Origin of the sequence: Veillonella intestinalis, from assembly GCF_943193155.1 — a bacterium.
Taxonomy (GTDB): domain Bacteria; phylum Bacillota; class Negativicutes; order Veillonellales; family Veillonellaceae; genus Veillonella_A; species Veillonella_A intestinalis.
Window position 1 is genome coordinate 253,102 of record NZ_CALPDB010000004.1, and the last position, 6,000, is coordinate 259,101.

The following is a 6,000-nucleotide window of genomic DNA, read 5'->3' on the forward strand; positions in this document are numbered from 1 at the left end:
ACATATTTGTTACAGCTATTTTTTATAAATGGTTGGCCTATTATAGATTAATGTGATGAATGATATAGATATGTAAATGTATATCATAAAAATTAATAATTAAGTTCATCTTTTGCAATTTTACAGAAAGAGGTTGTAGTTATATAATTAGCCACTGTAGCCAAGATATTAATAATTTATATAAGGAGATGTTAAGTGTTATGGAGGCTAGAAATGAAAAGCTGTGGACGTTGCCGTTTGTGTTAGACACAGTCATTAATTTATTGGTATTTTTGATTTATTATTTATTAATCGTAATCATTGCTGTAGTGGCGAAAGATACGTTACATGCAACATCCAGTCAAGCAGGTTTAGCTGTGGGGATTTATATTATTGGTACGGTGGTGGCTCGCATATTTGCAGGCCGGTTTGTAAGTACCTTAGGTGGTCGTAAAGTATTATATGTCGGATTGGGCATTTATTTGATTTCTACAGCATTATATTTTTATATTCCCAATTTAATTGTTTTGGACACGATTCGTTTTATTAATGGCTTCGCTTATGGGATTACATCTACAGCTACGAGTACGATTGTAGCTAATGTTATTCCTAAAGCTCGACGTGGTGAGGGTATTAATTATTATGGTTTGAGCACCAGTTTAGCAGCGGCAATTGGTCCATTTTTAGGTATTTTCTTGTTATCGGTAACTAGTTTTGATACGATTATTGCACTTTGTGTATTTTTAGTAATTCTTTGTGTAATTGGGGCTTTTTTAATGAAATATGAAGAGCCTACACTTAGTGAAGCATTAATTAAAGAAGAATCAGGACGTCGTATTTCAGATTATTTAGAACCTCGTGTTAATTCGATAACTTTAATTTCTATATTAGTTGGGTTTGCTTATTCTGGCATCTTAGGCTTTATGGCTTCGTATACACGAGAAATTGATATGGTACAAGCTGGTACGTGGTTCTTTGTAGTATATGCGGTTATTATTACATTGACTCGTCCGTCTTTGGGTCTTATATTTGATCGCAAGGGGGAAAATTATGTATTGTATCCTTGCTTTATTTCATTAGCTATTGGCATTTTGTTGTTAGCTTTTGCTAGTGCTAGTTGGATGATTCTAGTTTCAGCACTTTTTGTTGGCCTGGGATATGGTACCTATATGTCTAATGGACAAGCTGTTGTTGTTAAAATGGTGCCATTTCATCGCATTGGGATTGCTACGTCTACATATTTTATTGCTTTAGATATTGGGTTAGGCTTTGGACCTTATGTACTAGGTGGTATTAAAGAGTTCATTGGTTTTACTAACATGTTCTTGTTAACGGCTGGCATTGCTCTTGTGGCATTTCTTTGTTACCATTTCTTATATGGTCGATTAATAGGAACTCCTAATGATCCAGCCTTAAAAGCACAGAAGGAAGAAATGGAAATTCGCAATGAAAAAGGCAAATTTGTACCAGCTGACAATGTAGCATCAGCCCATTAATTAGTTTAGTATTATTAATTTAATATAATTTAATATAATTTAACTTAATATGATTTAAACTTAATGTGATTTAACTATAATAATATTAAGTTTAAATTCCTATAGTTTTTAGTGTAAATTCCTATAGAGAGAATAGTGAAAAAGCAGCCGATCCACATTCTAATTGAATGTTCTATATCGGCTGTTTTTGGCTTTTTGTAAATTCTTAAAAAGTTGTCCATTTCCCTATTTACTTTATGATTTAAGGGGTATATACTAGTTCGAGTATATTATTCTTGATGTGTGGGAGGAAAGGCTTACCATGTCGGTTAAACAGGCTGAAGGGTTAATGTTATTTGTAACATTTGCGTGGAGTTCGTCGTATTTGTTAATGAAGATTGCGCTTGGCGGTGTAGAACCATTTAATTTAATTGCATTGCGCTGTGGCATTGCATTTGTATGTGTGGGAATTGTATTTTTTAAATTATTTAAGACGTGTACTTGGTCGACTTTTTATAAAGGTGTAGGGCTAGGGGCGCTTGTTTGGATTTCATTATTTGGTACGGTAACTGGCGTTAAGTTGACTACTGCTTCTGCAGCGGCCTTTTTAGGTACAACGACAGTTGTTTTAGTACCTATTATTGAAGGGCTATGGCATAAGAAATGGCCGCCTAAGTTGACTATGCTAAGTATTGCTTTAGCTTTTTTTGGTCTAATTCTATTTACTGTTAAAGCAGGCTTTGCTTTAGATGTGGGTGCCTTATATTGCTTGTGGGGCACATTGGGTTATGCTAGTTATATTATTATTTTAGGGCATTTAGCAAAAGGTAAAGATGGTATATTAATCAGTATTATTCAGTTTGGCGCTATTGCTGTGTTGAGTACGGTTAGTTCATTTCTGGTTGAAACCCCACGGTTGCCACAAACTAAAGAGCAATGGGGGGCTGTGTTAATTTTAGCTATTGTGTGTAGTGCATTTTGTTTCTTAATGCAAATGATTGCACAACGCTATATCGCTCCTTCTAAAATTGGGCTTATTTATTCAATGGAACCAGTTTTTGCGGCTGTTTTAGCTTATATTTTCTTACAAGAAGTATTAGGTCCGCAAGAATATATTGGCGCTATTTTTATTATGATTGCTATTGTATTTAAAAATATTGTATATCGTAGTAAATATGCTTTGTTACAGCGTAAACGTAAACATTGGATTCGTCATCATGTGGTAAGACAATAGAATTAAAAGAATACAAAAAAGCGAGTAGATAATTTCTACTCGCTTTAATTTATATTGTATGGAGCGGCCGATGGGAGTCGAACCCACCTCTACGGCTTGGGAAGCCGTCGTTCTACCGATGAACTACGGCCGCAATATTAGTACTCGTTCATTTTATCAAGTTTAGGACTATTTGTAAATAGGTGAAGCTTTATGAATTTAAACGGTTGATATATTCTATTTTTTCAGGTGTGAAAAGAACAGTAGTAACACCGTAGGCGTAGGCTGATAATTCATAAGGTTGGTATAACATGCCAATGGTACCATTACCGAGTAAGACATAATTATCATTATGTACTTCGATGTCTGATAAGCCAAATAATTGTTGTGGGTAGAGTTGTTCTTTCATATCCTGACGGTAGACTGGCAACAAGCTAGATCCTACAAAATTTTTTAATTGCTGATTACTTTTTAGCTTTACATAATTATAGGCTGGAATGCGTTCACCAGTTTCTTTATTGAACACCAATCCCTGGTGGGTGTAATATCCATGGGCGGCTTGCCCATTGTACCAGCCTTGCTCGATGATAAGGGACAGAAGCTGTTCATCTTCGTAAGTAACTTTGTAGCTCATGACTACTTGATACATTTTTTCATTATAATACATATTTTGCATGCGACCTACATAGGTGGCAATTAATTGATTCATAGTTTCTTGCGCTTTTTGGTTCTCTACATAAATTAGAGGATAACTTAGTTTTAAGTTTGTGTCTGTTTGTGTTTTTTCAATAACTTGCCCTTGGGTAGTGGTGAAGCAACAAAGGGCAAAGGCAATGGCAAGAAGTTTTTTCATAAGGGGCCTCCTCCTATTAAATGCAATAGTATTTACAACTGTAAATATATGTATATTGTAACTCGTTTATCTAAAAATATAAATTGTCAATTATTTCGCTGTTGTACTATAATAGAGTTTGTAAAATAAAAGCAGTGATTAGTAATTATGATAGGGTTGCAATAAATATTATTTAACATAGTGTGTATAGGTAGATGTTTTTATATAAAAAATTGATAAATGTTTAAAGATAATTAATTTTTAGATGCAGTATGAGGAGGCTCTTTATGACTCTGTTGGAAGAAATTTTAAAAGCGAATGAAGAATATGTGGCTGACATTACTAAAACGTATGGTGCTGAAGGGATGCCCGCTAATAAAGCGCCGCAGCGACACATTGCTATATTGACCTGTATGGATACTAGATTAGTCGACTTGCTTGAACGGACTATGGGGATTGACCGGGGCGATGCAAATGTAATTCGCGTAGCTGGCAATTGTATTACTGATGTATTTAGTGATGTGGTTCGTAGCTTAGTTGTTAGTATTTATGAACTAGGTGCTAAGGAAATTTTTATTGTCGGTCATGAAGATTGTGGGATGGAAAAAACTTGCCCTGATGAATTATCTAAACGCATGATTGAGCGTGGTATTTCTCCCGAAGCCATTACTATGATTCGTTGTGAAATGGAGCGCTGGGCTAATCATTTTTGCCATTCCGAGCAGAATGTGGTAAAGGCTGTTGCTCAGCTTCGTCAGAACCCTTTAATTCCTAATGATGTTAAAGTTCATGGGTTAATGTTAAATCCCTATACAAGTAAATTGACCGTTGTGGTTGATGGGAATAAGCCAAATGAAGAACTCGATTCTATGCCCGTTTGTACTTGCTGTTAAGTGAGAGTTTTATAGAGTAGTAGCTAATTAGCTACTACTCTTTTTTGTAAGGGTGTGTAAAAAGTATTTTGTCATATAGTTGTTATACAGAGTATACTAAAAAGGAAGAAAACTTTTGATGAGGAGATGTATATGGATTGTACATTATCATACGTTGTATGAAAGTTTATAAAGTGTATAAAATGGAGGTTTGATTTTGTCTATATCAAAAGAAAATAAAATATTAATTACCGTTATGATCGCATCATTTTTAACACCTTTTTGTGGAAGTTCGCTTAATTTATCTATGCCAGATATTGGCCGTGAATTTCAGGTAGGCACTTCAGAGTTGAGTTGGATTGTAGAAGTGTTTCTTATGACTTGTGCCATTTTTACAGTCCCTATGGGGCAACTAGGAAATCGGTTAGGCAAGAAAACGGTGTTTTTGTGGGGGATTGTCTTTTTTACGATTGCATCTTTTTTAATTCATTTTGCTAATACGATTCAATGGCTATTGATATTGCGAGCTGTACAGGGGATAGCGGCGGCGATGCTCTTTTCAACAGGGACTGCTATTATTGCCCTTGTATTTCCACCTGAACGACGTGGTTGGGCGATGGGCATGAATGTTTCTGTTGTTTATGTAGGGTTAGCCATTGGGCCGGTTATAGGGGGCTTTTTGAATTATCGTTTTGGCTGGCAAAGTATTTTTTATTTTTTAGCAATCCTTGGCATGATAGCGGCTATTATGACTATATTGTTTTTAAAAGAGGATTGGGTAAATCCTGAACAAGGACATCTTGGCGTTGTAAGTGTTCTTTTATATGCCTTTTCATTGATTACGGGTTTATATGGCTTGTCAGAGATTGTAAATACTTCATGGGGGAAATATGTATTTGCAATAGGGTTAATAAGTTCTATTTTATTTGTAATTCATGAGGCTAAGGTAGCAAAGCCCTTATTGCCAGTGCGAATATTTTTAGAAAATAAAACCTTTGCTTTTTCTAATCTAGCATCGATGCTAAATTATAGTGCTACCTTTGCTATTGCGTTTTTAATGTCGTTGTACTTACAGATGGTATTGGGCTATGATTCTGAAATGGCGGGGTGGTTTTTACTAGTCCAGTCAATTATTATGGCTTTGTTATCGCCTAAGATGGGTGAATTGTCTGATCGATATGGATCAGCAATGTTAGCATCTGGTGGTATGGGTGCTATTGCGGTAGGGCTTCTCATATTGTGGCAAGCTATGAATCTGGCTTCCATATATGTTGTCATCTTAGGTTTAATTGTTATTGGCATCGGCTTTGCTATGTTTTCGGCGCCAAATAATAATGCGATTATGAGCTCCGTGCCACCTGCCTATTTTGGCATGGCTAGTTCGGTGATTAGTACAGTTCGTTTATTAGGACAGGTATTGAGTATGGCTGTTGTGGCATCCATCTTGTCACGTCCAGCAGAAGGGACTACTGAAATTTTAGGTGCCGATCTTTTATTGCAAAGGCTATGTCACAACAAACAGTTGATAAATAGCCATTTTTGTAGGGGAGTATCAGAACTCCCCTACAAACTGTTATTTGCAGTTATCTATACTCATTTGGAATTTCGATATGAAATGTCTCACACAAT

The 6,000-nt window shown here is 35.7% G+C and carries 5 protein-coding genes and 1 tRNA gene; 4 read left to right on the forward strand and 2 right to left on the reverse strand.

Going from position 1 to position 6,000, the window contains the following annotated elements; all coding sequences use genetic code 11:
- The first annotated feature begins 200 nt into the window (after positions 1-200).
- Entirely contained in the window at positions 201-1,475 is a 1,275-nt protein-coding gene (locus NFR44_RS06430) for an MFS transporter (protein WP_251442427.1), read from the forward strand.
- A 301-nt stretch (positions 1,476-1,776) separates the two neighbouring features.
- On the forward strand, positions 1,777-2,688 hold the full coding sequence (locus NFR44_RS06435; RefSeq protein WP_251442429.1) for a DMT family transporter: 912 nt from the start codon (positions 1,777-1,779) through the stop codon (positions 2,686-2,688).
- A 59-nt stretch (positions 2,689-2,747) separates the two neighbouring features.
- On the opposite strand, the gene NFR44_RS06440 is transcribed toward NFR44_RS06435, so the two are convergent.
- Together NFR44_RS06440 and NFR44_RS06445 are read right to left on the reverse strand one after the other, a co-directional pair.
- Positions 2,748-2,821 (reverse strand) — tRNA-Gly (locus NFR44_RS06440).
- A gap of 57 nt (positions 2,822-2,878) precedes the next feature.
- Complete coding sequence (locus NFR44_RS06445; protein ID WP_251442431.1) at positions 2,879-3,520, reverse strand: polysaccharide deacetylase family protein; 642 nt, start codon at positions 3,518-3,520, stop codon at positions 2,879-2,881.
- Positions 3,521-3,786: 266 nt separating this feature from the next.
- On the opposite strand from NFR44_RS06445, the gene NFR44_RS06450 reads away from it, so the two are divergent.
- Positions 3,787-4,392, forward strand: coding sequence for a beta-class carbonic anhydrase (locus NFR44_RS06450; protein WP_251442433.1), 606 nt, complete (start codon positions 3,787-3,789; stop codon positions 4,390-4,392).
- A 196-nt stretch (positions 4,393-4,588) separates the two neighbouring features.
- On the forward strand, positions 4,589-6,000 hold a 1,412-nt coding region (locus NFR44_RS06455), incomplete at its 3' end, for an MFS transporter (RefSeq protein WP_251442435.1).